The organism is Corynebacterium sp. CCUG 61414, from assembly GCF_024453945.1.
Lineage (GTDB): Bacteria > Actinomycetota > Actinomycetes > Mycobacteriales > Mycobacteriaceae > Corynebacterium > Corynebacterium pseudogenitalium.
Map to the genome: position 1 here is coordinate 436,680 of NZ_JAGPYU010000001.1, position 17,639 is coordinate 454,318.

The window sequence follows — 17,639 nt, forward strand, 5'->3', positions numbered from 1 at the left end:
AGAAAATTCAAACAGCTTTCCCAAGGAGCGACACTTTTATGACTCAGACACCATACCGCCCCGCTGGAAACCGCCATCACGTCGTGATCGTAGGTGCGGGGTTTGGTGGCATTAACGCTGCTCATGCACTCGCGGATGCAGACGTAGACATTACGATTATTAACCGCACAAACCACTTCATCTTCGCCCCTCTGCTCTATCAGGTAGCGACCGGTCTTCTGTCTGTCGGCGAAATTGCCTCTTCGGTTCGCCAGATTTTGGCAAGCCAGGACAACGTTCGCGTTGTGCGCGGCAATGTTGACGAGATCGATACCGCGAATCAGATCGTCACTGCTTCCGATGATGGTGCGTCGTCACAGTATGCCTACGACTCATTGATCCTCGCAGCGGGTGCAGGCCAGTCCTACTTCGGCAACGATCACTTTGCGGAGTTCGCACCTGGTTTGAAAACAGCCGATGACGCGCTCGAGGTGCGCGCGCGCATTCTTGATGCCTTCGAGAAAGCTGAGCTAGCTACTTCCGCTGAAGAACGCGAACGGTTGCTCACTTTTGTGCTCGTCGGCGCCGGTCCAACTGGTGTTGAGCTCGCTGGACAGATCGCCGAGTTGGCGCACCGCGCATTTGCTGGAGGCCAGTACTCGTTCTCACCAGATCAGACCAAGATCCTTCTTATCGACGGCATGCCACAGGTTCTGCCACCATTTGGAAAGCGTCTTGGCCGGAAGGCGCAGCGCGAGTTGGAGAAGGCAGGCGTTACTGTCATCTTAAATGCCATTGTGACTAACGTCGACGCTGAGAGCGTCACGTACAAGAACACCAAGACCGACGAAGAGACCACTGTCTACACTCCAACGAAGATTTGGTCTGCTGGTGTCCAGGCTTCCCCGCTGGGCAAGCAGGTCGCCGAGCAAGCTGGTGTAGAGGCTGAACGTAACGGCAAGGTGCCGGTGAACGCCGACCTGTCCGTTGGCGAACTGTCGAATGTATTCATCGTGGGCGACATGATGAGCCGCGACCGCTTGCCAGGCGTCGCCCAGGTTGCAATCCAGTCCGGTGAATATGTCGGAAAGATCTTGAAGGCACAGGTTGAAGACGAGATTACGCCGGAACAGCGCGAGCCATTCTCCTACTTTGACAAGGGATCGATGGCTATCGTCACTCGCTTTAACGCTGTCGTGAAGATGGGCAAGGTCGAAATCGCTGGATTCTTGGGTTGGTTGATGTGGCTCTACGTCCACGTCTCATTCCTCACTGGACTGCGCAACCGCACTGTCACAGCGTTGACGTGGGTTTACAACGCTTTGAGCTCGAAGCGATACAACCTTCCGACGACACCCGGCCAACGCCACGCGAGCTCCGAAAACGCAGAGAACTAAATGACTCTGCTGACGCGCCTCTCCCCTTTGTATACGGTTGGAGAGGCGCGTTCGTGTTCCGTTCTCGAAGGGCGTAGTATCTCGAGCGTTGTTATATCCCTCGCCCTTGATTGGCGCGACGCAGGTAGTAAAGGGGGCCACTATGCCACCAAGGATCCCGTTGTCGAGGAAGTCGTCGAAAAGCACGCTTCAACCATCGCGCATACCGGTGAAGGTCCCTCTGGAACGCTCGATCGACTTTTGCAAAGTATTTGTCGACGGCAAGCGCGTCCCTGGCAACTATCGGATTCCACAGGCACTGCAGGTCGCACGGGAGCACGATAACGCGTTTGTGTGGGTCTCGTTGAAAGGTCCGACAGATGAGCAGATGACCAAGATCTCGTCGTTTTTCGACATTGACGATCTGATCGTTGACGACGTAGTCGATGCCCACCAGAGGCCAAAGGTTGAGCGCTACGATGAGCAGCTGTTCATGGTCGTGCGCTCGGTGTATTACCGCGACGATGAGGAGGTTGCGGATGCCCGTGAAATCATTTCCACTGGTGAAGTCCAAATTGTGACCGGTCCGAACTTTGCGATCACAATCCGGCACGGCGCACCACTGCCTGATTTGACTGGCAAACTAGAGAGCGAGGAGGAGCTTGCGGTGCTTGGCCCAAGTGCCGTCGCATGGGTGGTGTCCGACTACATCGTCGATAACTATTTGAAGGTCGCAGACAACCTGAGCCGCGACGTCGATGAGCTGGAAAACGAAGTGTTTACGCCTCGGCGAGACATTAACATTGACAAGATTTACAACTACAAACGTGAGATCTTGGAGATGCGCCACGCGATCGATCCACTTGCACCGGCGTTAAAGAATGGGTTGACCAACAACCGTGATCTGATGCGGAAAGCGCTCAGATCTTACTTCCGTGACGTGCAGGACAACGCGACGATCGTGAGTGACCACCTCTCAGGCTTCGATGAACGCCTTTCCTCCCTGCTTGACGCCTCGGTTGCGAAGGTTTCGATGCAACAGAACTCCGATATGCGTACGATATCTGCAGTAGTTGGTATGGCTGCGGCCCCGACCATGATTGCCGGTGTTTATGGCATGAATTTCGAGAATATGCCGGAATTGGCTTGGAAGTACTCCTACCCGGTGGTGCTCGGCGTAATGATCCTGACCATGGCACTGATGTATTGGTGGTTCAGGAAGAACCGCTGGCTTTAGGGTACGAGGAGCTTCAGATTCGTCAGGGCCACTAACTTGCCTTCGTGATGCATTTCGATGCGCCAGAGGTGGGTTCGCCGCCCGACATGAACTGGGCGCGCGGATGCTTCGATTCGCCCGTCACGGACGCTTCGTAGGAGGTCGGTGTTGTTGTTCATGCCGACAGCAGGTCTGCCAGCTGTCGCCATCGCTGCAACGGAACCTACCGTCTCTGCGAGACCGGCATAGACTCCCCCGTTGACGATCCCGGCAGGCTGAAGATGCTGGGGTCCGACGTCTATATGTGCAGTTACGCACTCTGGGCTACACGCCGTGATCACCATTCCGATCGTGTTGGCGTAACCGTTGTTGTATTCGTTGAGGGTCCGCAATTCTTCCTCGTTGAGCTCGCGATCAACTTTTTCGAATAGAAAACTCATTCCGTTCTTTCCTCTCAGCAGCGTAGTATTGTCTGCATGACTACCACCGAGCATGATACGAATCAGTCCCAGACTCATCTCGCCCAGATCGGCGTTGTCGGTATGGCGGTGATGGGTTCGAACCTAGCACGTAATTTCGCCCGCAACGGACATACGGTTGCTATCTACAACCGGTCCCCTGAGAAGACTCGCGCCGTAATGGCCGAGCACGGGGATGAGGGCTCGTTTATCCCATCTGAAACGATTGAGGACTTTGTTGCCTCGCTGGAGCGTCCACGCCGTGCTGTCATCATGGTCCAGGCTGGCAAGGCTACGGATGCAGTGATCAATCAGCTCGTCGAAGCGATGGATGAGGGCGATATCATCATCGATGGCGGTAACTCGTTGTTCACCGATACGATCCGCCGTGAGAAAGAAGTCGCTGAAAAGGGGCGCCACTTCGTCGGCGCAGGTATCTCTGGCGGCGAGGAAGGTGCACTGCTTGGTCCTTCGATCATGCCTGGTGGTCCTGTCGAGTCATGGGAGGCGCTTGGCCCACTCCTTGAGGATATTGCCGCGAAAGTCGATGGCGTTCCGTGCGTGACCCACATTGGCCCAAATGGTGCCGGACACTTCGTCAAGATGGTGCATAACGGCATCGAGTACGCCGATATGCAGGTCATCGGCGAGGCATACCATTTGCTTCGCTACGCAGCTGGGTTGGAGCCGGCGGAGATCGCTGAAATCTTCTCCGAGTGGAATGAGGGTGACCTGGATTCCTACCTGATCGAGATCACCGCTGAGGTACTGAAGCAAGTCGATGAGCAAACAGGCAAACCGTTTGTCGACGTCGTTGTGGACGCGGCTGGCCAGAAGGGCACGGGTCGCTGGACTGTGAAGGAGGCCCTAGACTTGGGCGTCCCAGTCACTGGCATCGGCGAAGCAGTGTTTGCTCGTGCGCTTTCTTCTTCTACTGCGCAACGCACCGCGGCCTTGGAGGCCAACCTCCCTAGTGGCGTAGAAGCTTCGTTCGCTGACCTTGGTCTGGACAAGGCGCAGTTCGTCGAGGATGTCCGGCGTGCTCTGTACGCCTCAAAGCTCGTTGCGTACGCGCAAGGCTTTGATGAAATTGCTGCGGGTTCCGAGGAGTACGACTGGGGTCTGAAGCCTGGTGAGCTGGCGAAGATTTGGCGTGGTGGCTGCATTATCCGCGCGAAGTTCCTCGACCGCATCACCGAGGCGTATGAGAAAAACCCTGAGCTGCCATCACTGTTGCTCGACCCTTACTTCCGCAATGAGCTGGAGGGCGGCGTCATTGATGCGTGGCGTCGCGTCGTCATAACGGCTACGCAGCTCGGGCTTCCGGTTCCGGTATTCGCGTCCTCGCTCTCCTACTACGATTCCTTGCGTGCAGACCGCTTGCCTGCGGCGCTGATTCAGGGACAACGTGATTTCTTCGGTGCGCACACCTACAAGCGCGTCGATATGGACGGCACGTTCCATATCGCGTGGTCTGGCGACCGCAAGGAGCTTCGTTACTAAGCGTGGCGATAGCACCTGACCGCAAAAGGCACTAGGGTGTTTGCAATGAAAAGTTTTGCCGATCTCGGCCTTCCCCACCCCCTGGTGCGCGCGCTCAACGCAGAAGGAATTACTCGGCCGTTTCCAATTCAGGAAGCGGCTATTCCTGATGCCCTAGCAGGCAGAGACGTGCTTGGGCGTGGTCCGACCGGCTCCGGCAAGACTTTTACGTTTGGTTTGCCGATGTTGGCGCGTCTTAGTGGTGCGCCAAGTCAGCCTGGACGGCCCCGTGGACTTGTGCTCGCACCGACGCGTGAATTGGCAAGCCAGATTCAACAGCGATTGAACAGCCCCGCGAGCGCACAAGGCCTTCGCGTGCTAGATGTAGTTGGTGGCGTCAATATCAATACGCAGATCCGCGCTTTGGCGGCACCAGTCGACCTCTTGGTGGCGACACCGGGCCGTGCAGAGGATCTATTGCAGCGTGGCGTCCTCGATTTTCGGGCTCTGGAGATCGTCACGCTTGATGAAGCCGACCAGATGGCCGACATGGGCTTCATGCCTCAGGTCATCAAGCTTGTCGACCGAGCGCCAAAGGATTCCCAGAAGTTACTGTTTTCTGCAACGCTCGATGGCGATGTACAGAGAATCGTTGACAGGTACATGCATAATCCGGTTACGCACTCCACAGCTCCAGCGAAGTCAGCTGTAAAGACCATGAAACACTTCGTCCTGTTGTGTGGCAGCCGCGAGTCGCGCAATGCTCGAGTGCTGGAAATCGCCGCACGCGAAGGCAAGACGATCATGTTTATGCGCACGAAGCATGGTGTGGACAGGCAGGTGAAGAAGCTTCGTCGCGCCGGAGTTCACGCGCAGGGAATTCACGGTGACAAAGGTCAAGGTGCTCGAACTCGCGCACTAGAGGGGTTCGCTGATGGTTCAACTCCAGTCTTAGTTGCGACGGACATCGCAGCACGCGGAATCGACGTTTCGGGAGTCTCACTCGTTGTCCACATCGACCCGCCTGCAGAACACAAGGCATACTTGCACCGCGCGGGGCGTACAGCGCGTGCGGGCACTGAGGGCAACGTTGTTACGTTGGTCATGGATGAACAGCGTAAGGAGGTTCGCTCGCTCCTCAACAAAGCTGGAGTGCGAGCGACCGAAGTCCGGGCGCAGGAGCTCACACCTGAGGTCGTTGAGATCACCGGAGCTCGGCAGCCGTCTGGGAAGCCCCTGCCACCGCCTGGTGGCCAGCCACCACATCAGCGAAAGAACCACAACGCAACCAGGCGTTCGAAACGCCCCAGTACGAATGCTCAACGACGACGGTCGACGGGAAGGAGCGGTAGGCGTCGGACGCCTCGGTCATAGTCGATGGATATAGTCATTTCAATCTTTGCTCTTTTGGGCTTCATCTTGTTGACGGCCTCAACGGGCCTGTTCGTTGCAATCGAGTTTGCAATGACAGGACTCGAGCGCTCAACTATCGATGAGCACGTCCGGGAGGTCGGCGACCGCACGGCGAAAGCCGTCGCTCGAGACCACGCGAACCTTTCGTTCGTGTTGTCAGGCGCGCAACTCGGTATTACCGTGACGACGCTCGCAGCTGGCTTCCTCGCCGAGCCGGTGTTGGGCAAGTTCTTCACTCCCCTGCTTGAGCTCGTTGGTCTGAGTGAAGCGGCCTCAACGACAGTAGCGCTGATCCTTGCATTGGCGATTGCGACATTGCTCTCGATGGTTTTTGGCGAACTTGTTCCAAAGAACATGGCGATTACGGATCCGCTGAAGACTGCGCGGGTCGTGGTACCTCCGGTTAATGCGTTCAACACCTCCGCCAGTTGGTTTATTAAGTGGCTCAATTCGTCGGCGAACTGGGTTGTGCGAAAACTCGGGATTGAGCCAGCAGATGAGCTAGCCTCCGCTCGTTCTGGCCAAGAGCTGGGTGCGGTGGTCCGAAACTCGATGGAGTCTGGAGACCTTGACGCAGATACCGCAGCGGTGATCGACAGATCGCTGCAGTTCGGAGAGACCACCGCCGAAGCCGTGATGACGCCACGTTCAACCATTAATGCGCTTGACGCCGAGGACACCGTAGCGGATTTGATTGCGTTTGCACGTGAGACAGGCCATTCGCGCTTCCCCGTCCGTCGCGGTGACTTGGACGACACAATAGGCGTGGTCCACATCAAAGACGCCTTTTCTGTAGATAAGAAGCAGCGTGCAACCACCAAGCTGTCAACGCTGGCCAAGCCAGTTCCGTTTATCCCCGGGACGCTTGACGGCGATGCGGTGCTCAACCGGGTTCGCTCCGCGGGCTCACAGGTAGTGTTGGTTGCGGATGAGTTCGGCGGAACGCAAGGTCTGGTCACGATTGAGGACGTAGTCGAGGAGATCCTCGGTGAGGTGTACGACGAGTACGACGACCGCGAATCCGAGCGAGACTTTTTGCACGTCGGAACGTCGTGGGAGATTTCTGGTTTGGTGCGGCTCGATGAACTGCAGGAGGAGCTCGGTTATGTTGCACCCGAGGGGCCTTACGAAACTCTTGGAGGACTGATTATGTCAGCACTTGGACATATCCCGACAGTTGGCGACAAAGTAGTGCTCCCCTCCGGTACAGCTGATTTCCAGGAACAGTTTGAAACAGGCAGCGCTGGCCACTGGCTCGCAAGGGTTTCCACAATGGATGATCGCAGGATCGACAGGGCAATTTTGAGTCCGATTTCTCCAGAGGAAGCAATCGAGTTTCAGAGGAGGTCAGCACAGTGAATATTTGGGTAGCATTCCTTCTCATTTTGGTCCTGCTGACGCTCAACGCGTTCTTCGTTGCGTCCGAGTTCGCACTCGTGTCCTCCAGGCGCGATCGATTGGAGTCAATGCAGGCACAAGGCAAGACAAATGTTACTGGCGTGCTGTACGCGACGGAACACCTCTCGATTTACCTCGCAGGTGCCCAACTGGGCATCACCATCGCGTCGCTCGTGCTCGGTAAGGTCGCTGAGCCTGCGGTTGCACACTATGTTGAAGTTCCGTTTCTCGCGATGGGGTTGCCGGGTGAGTGGCTGCATCCTGTTTCCTTCGTGATTGCGCTGGCGTTCATCTCCTTCTTGCATATTTTGTTCGGCGAGATGGTGCCGAAGAACATTGCGATTGCCGGACCAGAGTCAACTGCTGTTTGGCTTACCCCCGCTATGACGCTTTGGATGAAGGCCACGGGGCCGTTTATTCGCTTCTTGAACTGGGTAGCGCGTAAGACGCTGGCTCTGTTTGGTATTGAACAGCGCGATGAGCTTTCATCCACTGTGGACCAGAAACAGCTGGCAAACATGATTCGTGAATCACGCGAAGAGGGTCTTCTTGACGCTGAGGAAACAGCTCGCCTTTCAAAGGCGCTGCGCTCTGAGTCGCGGAACCTCAAAGAGGTAATGATCCCGCTCGATCGTCTGACAACCATCCCCTTTTACCCTGAGGGCGTCGCGCTTTCGATAATCGAGCAAGCTGTACGTGAAACCGGATATTCGCGCTTCCCCGTTGCTAGGCCTTCCGGCATTCTCGTTGGATATATTCACGTGAAGGACATTTTGGACCTGATGGAGTCCGATGAGGATGATCCACTGGTACCGGTGAGCCGCATCCGCCCATTGATGGTGATTGATGGCTCTGAGTCGCTGGATAGTGCGCTGACGTCGCTGCACCGTCGCTCTGCACACATGGCTCAGGTCCGCGATCAAGGTCGCCTCGTTGGCGTACTTGCTCTTGAGGACGTCATTGAGGAGTACGTGGGCACGGTCGCAGACTGGACCCACGAGAATTCATGATTCGCACGTTCCTGGAGTCAGCCGAATACGAGGCTCGAATCGCGTCGCATGAGGAACGTGCGGCCGGATTCGTCGAGCCACACCTAGCTCGCCGTCGTCGCGCACAGAAGCACCCGGTGTGGGACTTCCTGTTCGACTACTACAGTTTCCGCCCCACACACCTTAAGAAGTGGCATCCTGGCGCAAATACAGTGCTTCTCGACGCCTCTACGCTTCCTCAAGCCTCATGGCGCAACTACCAAGTTGTAGACAGCAGACACGTGTGTGCAGACATCGCGTCGTTTCTTGCGCACCGTGAACAAGACGTTCGGGAAATTGACGAACTACTTCGCGCGACAGCCTCTCGTTCGGCGCACTTTGACTGCTTCGGTTTGCATGAATGGGCAATGTTGTATCGCGAGGAACACCCTCGCCATGATCTTCCGCTTCGTCTCGGAGCAGACGGCACGAACTCAGTTGTTGAATCTCATCAGCTTCGATGCAGCCACTTCGACGCGTTTCGTTTCTTTACTCCCCCAGCTCGCCCCCTCAACGTTGTGGCGTTGCGGAGGGAAGACCAGGTATCGAGGGAACAACCAGGCTGTGTGCACACCACCATGGATCTGTTTAAGTGGGCTTTGAAACTTGGCCCATTGGTCCCTGGCGAGCTTCTCCTTGACTGTTTCGAATTGGCCAAGGACGCGCGTCGCCTCGATATGGAGGCATCCCCGTACGACTGCCGGGAACTCGGCTTCGACATCGTTCCTGTGGAGACTACTGAGGGAAAAGCCATGTATGTGCAGCGCCAACGAGCGCTCAGCGCACGTGGAGAAGAATTACGCTCCCGGCTCGTCGCTCTCCTCGACGTAGTTCTAGGGCGATAGACTGTGTGACAACGCTAGACGGGTTGTACACGAAGTAAGGACGGTATTGGCATGGGCCGACATTCTGATGGCAAGAGTAACTATCGCTTGTCCGGTGGAGCGATCCTGGTCATTCTGGTCGCGTTCGCTGTGATCTTGAGTGCCATTTTGATGATGAAGCTGAAGCCAGAACAGTCCGATGATGCTTCTGAAGCACAGTGCGTGTCTGGAGAACTCTCACTGCCAGTAGCGTCTACGGAACGATCGGTCGGTGAAGCGATCGTAGCCGCGTACAACGAGTCGCACCGTGTTGTGCGGGACTACTGTGTGCAGGCAGAGCTCGTCGATAAGGTCGAGGACGCAGCTATCTTTCTCGCTCCGGAAACCGCGAACCCAGACGCCGTACTTAGGAACGCAAAACGCTCGGCGGCGGTACCTGACCCACAGATTGTTTACGCAGCACCCCTCGGCGTGGAGGGGCAAACTTCTACTGATCCAGCGACACTTAAGCTGGAGTCAGTGCGATTTGTGTTGCCTGAACGCTCGGATGCCTCTGTTGCTGTTGCGTCATTGCTTGCCAAAGATGAGGCAGGCGCCGTAGATGTCCTACAACAGCAGGCAGTGGAAGATATAGAGTCAATACAAGATGAACAGAGTCTATACGCAGCAGCAATTGAGCAAGCATCCGGTGACCGGGTTTTCACATCGCTAGATGCAGTTTTGAACTACGTCGGTATCCCGCTGAACAGTACTGATAACGTCGATGAGAATAAGTCTCGCGCCGGGCAGGACCTCATGAAGTACGCGGCGTCAACGCTGAAAACTGATAGCAAATCACAGGTGGTTGATGTCCCTGATCAGGTTTGGTCCCAGGTGGCAGAAATTCCGGTCGATGAAACAGAAAAGGAACAGAAAGAAGTTGGTTCCGAAAACCAACAGCAAGCTCTGGACACGTTATTCCTGTACGATACGTCAGATGCGATGCAGCCTTTCAAGCCAGCAGTCGACACCGCGATACGCGATGCTGCATACCGTGTCACCGAATCTGGCCATCAAGTAGCGCTTTGGAACTACTCTTCCCCACTGAACCCTGGTGTAACGAAGGGTTGGCGCAGCAACATTGCTATGACCAGTGATGCCGAGGACGTCGCATACACCGCCAGCTTGCTTGGCACCGGTGGTGCTCCGCAGACTCGTGAAGCGCTCTTCGCTGCCGCCGATGCCATGCGTGAGCTCGATCGCGATATTCGCATCGTGTTGATTACCACCGGCACCGCCGATGATGATGGTTCACCACAGGCGGCAGCAGCACTGCAGGACCGGCTCGGTGAGCGAATCAAGCTTGACGTCGTTCGTGTAGGCGATAGCCCTGCAGATACGGCTGTGACAGATGTCGCATCCGTGGTGAAAGAGGCTCCATCCGCTGAGCAGGTCAGTGCCGCTCTGACCGCCGTTGTGGACTAACCACTTGCGCTAGACCCACAGCAGTACGAAAGGCTGCAGCCCCGCCGGGGAGTAAACGGCGGGGCTGCAGCCTTTCAGAACTCTCTAGGAAGATTTACGACGGCGACGATCTGCGAGTTCATCGAACCCGGCAGGCTGAGGGTCATTGAGTTCGGGATTGATGGTTTCTGCTGGGAAGTCAGCAATTGTGCCAGTCAGATCCTTCATAATCTGCGGGACCGCGATACCAAAGACACCCTGGCCGCCGCCGAGAAGGTCAATGACCTCCTCGTTGCTACGGCACTCGTACACCGTAGCGCCATCAGAAACCAACGTGATCTCGGCGATGTCATTCACACCCCGGTTACGGAGCTTATCCACGGCAAGGCGAATGTTCTGCAGCGAGATCCCGGTATCCAAGAGACCTTTCACGATCTTCAAAACCAGAATGTCCTTGAAGGAGTAGAGACGCTGGGAGCCGGAGCCCTTTGCGCCACGGATTGAAGGCTTCACCAAGTCAGTGCGCGCCCAGTAATCGAGCTGGCGGTACGTGATGCCTGCTACCTGGCATGCAATCGGAACTCGGTACCCCACTTCGTCAGAAGGCCCGATATCAAACAGCGTTTCCTGAACAGGCCCTTCCACTGCGGAAAGTTCAAGCTCTTGTTGCAGATCGCTCATTTTCCATACTCCCGTTTTCTATTGTCTCGGCTAACAGTATTTGTACCGATAGCTTAGGCATTTGACTCTATCAGCTCGGGCCGACACGCCGAAGTCTCAACCTTTACTTTACATTGAGGGAGGTTTAGTTGGCAGCCCCGTCTCCATCTTCATCATCGGAAGTAAAAAGATCATCCGCGCCAAGGCTCTTCATCAGCTGCTCAAAATTGCGGTCTGCTTCTGGGTCACCGCTTGCGGAAACACTTCCGTCTTCAGCGTCCCCTTCGACAACGGGAAGATCAAGGTCAAAGATACCTTTCGCATCTGCCGCGGAAATCCGTATGCCGGCTTGCCGCAAAACCTGAGGGTCAACCTCGAGAGCAATATCCCCTGTCCAAGCCAAAAGCAGCGCGTCGGACATGCTCGTGTCTACTTTGCTGCCAGTACTCAGCAACACCTCGGCATGAAACACGCCTTCGTAATAGCTCGCAATGCGCACGGCCTGCACTTGAGCGCCGAGATCCTTTAACGTTTCCAAATACGTTTCGTAAATACTCGGGTTCAGGGGGCCTACATCATCAATGAGCGCGGCCAGTTTGCCTCCAGAAAATGGCGAACGCCAAATTGGCAGGAATAGATTCTGCTCTGGTGTGTGCAGCAACGCGCACAGAAAGTGTTCCGGGCCGACCGGGTAGACCCCGAGCAAATTCAGCGACCGCATCTCAGCGCCCGGAATTTCGCAGCTCATTCTTGAGCAGCGAAGCATGCAGTGATACGACCAGGGCAGAAAGCTGCTGTCCAAGTTCTTCCGCCTGCTGTGCTGAATTTTCCTTACCGGACTTCGCAACGGGTTCCGTTACTTGAGAGATGAGATCAGCCTGGCGACGAGCCATAGTCCGCAGCGTCTTGAGGTGGCGAGAATCCAAACCGAATTCCGCTAGAGCCATGGCTGCAGTAACCACGCGGACGTCGTCGGCGGTGAAATGACCAGCCACATCAGGAACGATCAATCCATCACGCACGAACTCATCGACAAGTTTTTGGTCTGCTTGAGCCTGCTCGGCAACGTCTCGGTCGCTCAAGTGCGTCGAAGTTGGTGCGCGGAAGCTATCTGGAGAAACTAGTGGATCAGCTTCGCTCGCGCTCATGATCGCGGTGACCTGACCGGAATCCATGGCCTCGAGCTGCTCGCGGATCACCTTTAAAGGAAGGTAATTGTCTCGCTGGGTAACCAAGATGTAGCGAAGTCGCTCGACATCATCACTTGTAAAGCGCCGGTATCCGGACGCAGTGCGCTGTGGAGTGATCAGGCCTTCGGACTCAAGAAAGCGAATCTTCGACACAGTCACATCAGGGAACTCCTCCCGCAACTGTTTCAGGACAACACCAATAGACATGGTCTTTGTCCCTGACGGGGCGACGGTGGCTCCCATTTGCTCTGTAGCAGCTCGACGTATTGCACTCACGGTGATGATTAATCTCTTCTAATGGGCAGGGGCAGACAAACGGACAATACTATTTTTCGTCGGCGATAAAGACCAGGCGGAATTTACCAATCTGAATCTCATCCCCGGAGGAGAGCACCTGCGAGTCCTTTGGCTCTCGGTTCACATAAGTGCCGTTCAGTGATCCCACGTCAACGACTTCGAAAGAGTCACCATCGCGGCGGAACTCAGCGTGACGGCGGGACACCGTGACGTCATCAAGGAAAATGTCGGCCTCAGGATGGCGACCTGCGGTGGTTGCGTCCTGGTCCAACAGGAACCTTGCACCAGCGTTCGGTCCGCGCTTCACCACGAGCAACGCAACACCATCCGGCAAATTCTCCGTGCTGGTGACGTTATCGTTGGCTGCAGCAGCGCCGTTCTCCATCTCCTTCAAAAGGTCAGCGCGAAAGACGGAGGTCGTTTCGACCTGGACGATGTCTGCATCTTTGTTTTCGGCCATTCCAAACTCCTGACGGTGTTTTTGAAAGTCAATAAATTCTAAATCGCAATATTACCCAATTGTGGGTCAGCGTGCTGTTGCGGTTCTAGTGTAACGCTCTGAACCTCAACATGAGGATTAACGGAAAATATTTCCAATCCCGGAGATCACCGAGTTCCCCGAACCCGCCAACGGATTATCCGACACCATGTAGGTCCACGTCGCACTCGGACGCTTCCAACCAGCATCTTCGAGGTGTGCTCCATCGTTATCAATCACAACCTTCCTGAAAGTATCGACGGCCTGATCTACGGCACGATTCGCTAGTTCTTTAAATTCACGAATGGCGATTCGATGGTATTCGTCGATTGGCGTTTCACGGGCGATGGCGCGCAGGTGGATAGATTCGCGAACATCGTCCATGAGCGCGAGATACTCAGACCACTCATGGTCCAGGTGGTAGAGCATTATCTCCCGAGCTGCCTGCCGTAGTTTGTCAGCATCGATGGCATCCAGCTCGGTGGCGCGCTCCGGTGCTCGTTCGCTAAGCTCACGCCACGCCGCGTCGGTATCGAGCAATGACGCTCGCCGCTCATCAAGGATTGTACGGTGATCCGAGATGAGCTTGTTGTATTTCCACGTTTGCGAGTGAATCTCTAGCAGCTGGCCCTCTGTAACGCGTTGGCAGTGGTCAACAAACTGCTGTGCACGCGAGGATTCGATCCGTCCCGACGCGTCGGGATGTACGGTGATGCGCTCATCCTCTCCCCCGGTAACAACAATGTCGTCTTCCAGGGAGACAAAGAACAGGCTCAGGCCAGGGTCGCCCTGACGCCCTGCACGTCCGCGCAATTGATTGTCGAGCCGCGCTGTGCGGTGGCGTGCTGTACCGATAACGGCGAGACCGCCCAGGTTCGCAACCTTGTCGTGATCTCCTTCGTCAGCGCCACCTAGACGAATATCGGTACCGCGGCCTGCCATTTGTGTAGACACGGTCACCCGCCCTAAATCTCCAGCCTCAGCCACAATGCGTGCTTCCTCAGCGTCATTCTTCGCGTTGAGCACGTTCACGCTGATCCCACGCTCGTTCAATGCCTCTGCGAGAGCCTCAGACTCTGCAACGTCATGAGTCCCTACAAGAACAGGTTGACCGTTCATGTGGAGCAGCGCGATCTCTTCGACGATCGCTTGGTTCTTCTCCTCCATCGTTGCGTAGATCCGGTCGGCTTCATCAAATCGCTGCAACGGATTTGCGCGGTCAATAACAGATACGTGCAGGTCGTAAAATGAACGCAATTGATCGGTGGCTTCTACGGCGGTACCAGTCATGCCACAGACCGTCGGATAGCGACGCATAAGTGCTTGCAGCGTGATCGAGTCGAGAATTCGGCCCCCCTCGGAGACCTTCAGCCCCTCTTTTGCCTCGACTGCTGCCTGCAATCCGTCAGGCCAACGCTGCAGTTCAGCGACGCGGCCGCGGGAGGCGTCGACAAGTGCCACCTTGCCGTCCTCAACGATGTAGTGCACGTCGCGGATCAGCAGTGCTCGAGCGTGTAATGCAAGGTTGACCCGGACAAGCGTAGTGCCAATGTGTTCATCGGAATAGAGCGAGTCGATGCCGAGCAAACGTTCAACTTTCTTCGCCCCCTCCTCGGTAAGGAAGACATTGCGACCATCGGCATCAGTTTCGTAGTCCTTCTCTTCGTCAAGGTGCGAGACCGCTTCGGTGATCTTGCCTGTGGGCTGCTGCGTACCTTCAGAACCAGCCAGGATGAGCGGGACGAGGGCTTCGTCGACAAGGACGCTATCGGCCTCATCGACAAGAGCGACCTCGGCTGGTAGCTGAACGGTTTGAGAGCGGTGCGTGATCTGATTGTCACGAAGGTGATCAAAGCCGATCTCGGTCACCGGGGCATAGACGACGTCGCATCGATATGCCTCTACGCGCTGTTCACGTGGCGTCGATTCCGTTACAGCGGCAACGCTGAGCCCGAAGAACTCGACAAGCGGCCGCATCCACGTGGCATCGCGCTCAGCGAGATAGTTATTCACAGTGATGAGGTGCACCCGCTTACCAGTGAGCGCAAAACCGGTCGCAGCGATAGCTCCAACGAGCGTTTTGCCCTCGCCGGTGGCCATCTGAATTACATCGCCTTCGAGTAGGCGCAAAACCGCCTGGTTTTGAACGTCGAACGGGTTCATCCCAAGGGTTCGAGTGGCGGCAACCGACAGAATTGCGAGGAAGCGAGGCTTGTCGACGACCTCTCCGTCACGCACGGTGTCACGCACAGCGGCGCTCAGCGCGGCGTCGTCAAGAGCTTCGAACTCGGCGATGAGCTCGTGGGCTTTCGCCACGATCCCCTTCGACTTCTTGTTGTTGCGTTCGGACGTTGCACCCATTGCTTTCCAAAACCAGCCAAATGCAGCCATTCCTCATACGACCTTTCGTCACGGCAAAAGTGGCCTTTTGCCTCTCGCACTACCTGGCCTACATGGTAAGTGCTTCTCACTCGTTCACGTCAATGTACTCTATCCTTGTTCAAACAAAGACCACCGAATGCGTCCCCGTTCTCAGGAGGAAAGCCCACATGCTATCGCTGAACGTGAAGGTGCCGTCGTCGACGGGCAAGATGATAGCCGGAACGATTGACCGGCCTGACGGGCCGGCGAAAGCCTACGCGATTTTCGCACACTGTTTTGCGGGGTCCAGACATACTCCTGGTGCTTCGCGAATCTCCAAGCGGTTAACAGAGTTCGGCATTGCAACGCTCAGATTTGATTTTCCTGGTCTCGGACAATCTGAGGGTGAATTCGCCGATACTTCGTTCTCACAAAACGTTGACGATATCGTGGCTGCAGCAAAGTGGTTAGCCAAAGAGTTCAAAGCGCCACAGCTCATCATGGGCCACTCGCTCGGGGGCGCTGCAGCACTGAAAGCGGCGACCCATCCCGATCTCAAAAAGACGCTCAAAGCCGTAGCGACAGTCGGTGCGCCGTTCGACCCTGCTCACTCGGTGTTGCACTATGCGGACAAGATTGGTGACGCGGACCGCGACGGCTATGTCCCTGTCATCCTCGGTGGCAGGGAGCTCATCATTTCACGCGACTTCCTTGTGGATCTCGCCGACACGAATCCCGAAGAATACCTGCCGAAACTACGCAAGCCACTATTGCTGGTCCACTCGCCTATCGATGTGACGGTAGGCATTGATAACGCCCAGTCGATTTTTAGCCTCACCCGCTACCCGAAGTCACTCATGGCGCTGGACAAGGCCGATCATTTATTGACGCGCCAAGGCACCGCACAGCGTGCGGCCGACATTATCGGCTCGTGGGTCATGCAATACATCACCCCCGAATTTGTCCCGGATGCCACCGGCGACTCCAACGCAGTCTCCTACTCAGCCCGCGGGACGAAGTATGGTGACGTAGTTCGCACCTCTAATCGTGCGATCGCAACTGACCGGGCTAAGAATGCTGGCGGCAAGGGCCAGGGCGTGACGTCGACAGGCTTGTACATGTCCGCGTTGGCAGTATCTTGTTCCCAGGCAATTCGTTCCGCCGCGAAAGGTCTTGCGCTCAACGACGTGCGCGTGGAGGTCACGCATCTCGGCGAGGGGCACTTCACACGTGACATCACGTTATTCGGCGACCTCAGCGACGCCGAGGCCCAGACGCTCATGGAGGCCGGCAAACGCTCAACCGTCGACGGCTACGTTCACAGTGCCTCGGTGCAGACAACCATCGACGTGGTGCGCTGACGTGAAACGCTGCCCATGTGGCCTCGACCGCCCATATCCCCTGTGCTGCGGCGCCCTGCACGCAGGCAAACCTGCTCCCACAGCAGAATCGCTCATGCGGGCACGCTACAGTGCGTTCGTCGTCGGCGATGCGGATTACTTGCTGCGCACCTGGGCTTCGAGCACTCGACCGGCGTCGTTGGAGCTTCCACCAGGTGGCGAACCATATATTGCGCTGCGAGTTCTTCACTCCGAACAAGGTGGCTCAACGGATACCTACGGAGAGGTCCGCTTCGAGGCCCTTCACCCGAGTGGCACCCAGCGGGAACATTCCCGTTTCATTCGCGAGGGCGGCGCATGGGTGTACCTCAACGGCACTGCCTTCTAACAGCTGGTTTCATAGTTGTAGTAACTGTGCGCTAAACTATCGGAGCTGTTCCGGTATTCGCCGGATGAAGGCAACGGGCTGTGGCGCAGTTTGGTAGCGCACCACACTGGGGGTGTGGGGGTCGCAGGTTCAAATCCTGTCAGTCCGACAACTATCAACAAAAACCCCGCTTGACCAGGCGAAACTCCTGATTGAGCGGGGTTTTAGTTTTCGTAAGCTACTCAGTTGCAGGGCTTAAGGGACATTTTGTGTGTTTTTACGGCGTGTCGCGATAAGGGACATTTTGTGTGTGTTTAGCTGCGTCCAGC

At 56.2% G+C, this 17,639-nt stretch carries 16 protein-coding genes and 1 tRNA gene; 11 read left to right on the forward strand and 6 right to left on the reverse strand.

Features of this window, described 5'->3' with window-relative positions; genetic code table 11:
• Positions 1–38 precede the first annotated feature (38 nt).
• Both KBX14_RS02100 and KBX14_RS02105 read left to right on the forward strand, forming a co-directional pair.
• Complete coding sequence (locus tag KBX14_RS02100; RefSeq protein WP_256000175.1) at positions 39–1,376, forward strand: NAD(P)/FAD-dependent oxidoreductase; 1,338 nt, start codon at positions 39–41, stop codon at positions 1,374–1,376.
• Positions 1,377–1,518: 142 nt separating this feature from the next.
• The gene (locus tag KBX14_RS02105) at positions 1,519–2,592 is read left to right on the forward strand and encodes a magnesium and cobalt transport protein CorA (protein WP_070362481.1); all 1,074 of its coding nucleotides are present in this window, start codon (positions 1,519–1,521) and stop codon (positions 2,590–2,592) included.
• Here KBX14_RS02105 and KBX14_RS02110 read toward each other — a convergent pair.
• Positions 2,589–3,011 (reverse strand): PaaI family thioesterase, encoded by a 423-nt coding sequence (locus KBX14_RS02110; protein ID WP_070362482.1) that lies wholly within the window; start codon positions 3,009–3,011, stop codon positions 2,589–2,591. The two genes, KBX14_RS02105 and KBX14_RS02110, sit on opposite strands and share 4 nt — an antisense overlap.
• Positions 3,012–3,047: 36 nt before the next feature.
• Here KBX14_RS02110 and gndA point away from each other — a divergent pair, with 36 nt between their 5' ends.
• Genes gndA through KBX14_RS02140 form a run of 6 tightly spaced genes read left to right on the forward strand, consistent with a single transcriptional unit; the run spans position 3,048 to position 10,638 of the window.
• Positions 3,048–4,532 (forward strand): NADP-dependent phosphogluconate dehydrogenase, encoded by a 1,485-nt coding sequence (gene gndA / locus KBX14_RS02115; RefSeq protein ID WP_070362483.1) that lies wholly within the window; start codon positions 3,048–3,050, stop codon positions 4,530–4,532.
• Positions 4,533–4,577: 45 nt separating this feature from the next.
• Positions 4,578–5,885 (forward strand): DEAD/DEAH box helicase, encoded by a 1,308-nt coding sequence (locus KBX14_RS02120; protein WP_256041753.1) that lies wholly within the window; start codon positions 4,578–4,580, stop codon positions 5,883–5,885.
• A gap of 3 nt (positions 5,886–5,888) precedes the next feature.
• Complete coding sequence (locus tag KBX14_RS02125; RefSeq protein WP_256041754.1) at positions 5,889–7,283, forward strand: hemolysin family protein; 1,395 nt, start codon at positions 5,889–5,891, stop codon at positions 7,281–7,283.
• Positions 7,280–8,332, forward strand: a complete 1,053-nt coding sequence (locus KBX14_RS02130) for a hemolysin family protein (RefSeq protein WP_071572636.1) — start codon at positions 7,280–7,282, stop codon at positions 8,330–8,332. The genes KBX14_RS02125 and KBX14_RS02130 overlap by 4 nt, the downstream gene beginning before the upstream one ends.
• Positions 8,329–9,195, forward strand: a complete 867-nt coding sequence (locus tag KBX14_RS02135) for a 3-methyladenine DNA glycosylase (protein WP_256041755.1) — start codon at positions 8,329–8,331, stop codon at positions 9,193–9,195. Before KBX14_RS02130 ends, KBX14_RS02135 begins: the two co-directional genes overlap by 4 nt.
• 51 nt (positions 9,196–9,246) lie before the next feature.
• Positions 9,247–10,638, forward strand: coding sequence for a hypothetical protein (locus tag KBX14_RS02140; RefSeq protein WP_256041756.1), 1,392 nt, complete (start codon positions 9,247–9,249; stop codon positions 10,636–10,638).
• A gap of 84 nt (positions 10,639–10,722) precedes the next feature.
• Here KBX14_RS02140 and KBX14_RS02145 read toward each other — a convergent pair whose 3' ends face one another.
• From KBX14_RS02145 to secA2, 5 genes are all read right to left on the reverse strand, one after another.
• Positions 10,723–11,298 carry a MerR family transcriptional regulator gene (locus tag KBX14_RS02145; protein ID WP_070362489.1) on the reverse strand — a complete coding sequence of 192 codons (576 nt, stop codon included), beginning with the start codon at positions 11,296–11,298 and terminating at the stop codon, positions 10,723–10,725.
• Positions 11,299–11,422: 124 nt separating this feature from the next.
• Positions 11,423–12,025 carry a bifunctional nuclease domain-containing protein gene (locus KBX14_RS02150; protein WP_256041757.1) on the reverse strand — a complete coding sequence of 201 codons (603 nt, stop codon included), beginning with the start codon at positions 12,023–12,025 and terminating at the stop codon, positions 11,423–11,425.
• Positions 12,000–12,743 carry a MerR family transcriptional regulator gene (locus tag KBX14_RS02155; protein WP_370687045.1) on the reverse strand — a complete coding sequence of 248 codons (744 nt, stop codon included), beginning with the start codon at positions 12,741–12,743 and terminating at the stop codon, positions 12,000–12,002. The genes KBX14_RS02150 and KBX14_RS02155 overlap by 26 nt, the downstream gene beginning before the upstream one ends.
• A gap of 49 nt (positions 12,744–12,792) precedes the next feature.
• A complete protein-coding gene (gene odhI / locus KBX14_RS02160) occupies positions 12,793–13,224 on the reverse strand; it encodes an oxoglutarate dehydrogenase inhibitor Odhl (RefSeq protein ID WP_070362492.1) in 432 nt (143 codons plus the stop codon).
• A 117-nt stretch (positions 13,225–13,341) separates the two neighbouring features.
• A complete protein-coding gene (gene secA2, locus KBX14_RS02165; protein ID WP_256041758.1) occupies positions 13,342–15,633 on the reverse strand; it encodes an accessory Sec system translocase SecA2 in 2,292 nt (763 codons plus the stop codon).
• A gap of 158 nt (positions 15,634–15,791) precedes the next feature.
• On the opposite strand from secA2, the gene KBX14_RS02170 reads away from it, so the two are divergent.
• The 3 genes from KBX14_RS02170 (at position 15,792) to KBX14_RS02180 (ending at position 17,479) form a co-directional block, all read left to right on the forward strand.
• The gene (locus KBX14_RS02170; protein ID WP_256041759.1) at positions 15,792–16,964 is read left to right on the forward strand and encodes an alpha/beta fold hydrolase; all 1,173 of its coding nucleotides are present in this window, start codon (positions 15,792–15,794) and stop codon (positions 16,962–16,964) included.
• Between the two features lies 1 nt (position 16,965).
• Positions 16,966–17,331: a YchJ family protein gene (locus KBX14_RS02175; protein WP_070362495.1), complete on the forward strand. Its 366-nt coding sequence runs from the start codon at positions 16,966–16,968 to the stop codon at positions 17,329–17,331.
• A gap of 74 nt (positions 17,332–17,405) precedes the next feature.
• A tRNA-Pro gene (locus KBX14_RS02180) sits at positions 17,406–17,479 on the forward strand.
• The last annotated feature ends 160 nt before the right edge of the window (positions 17,480–17,639 follow it).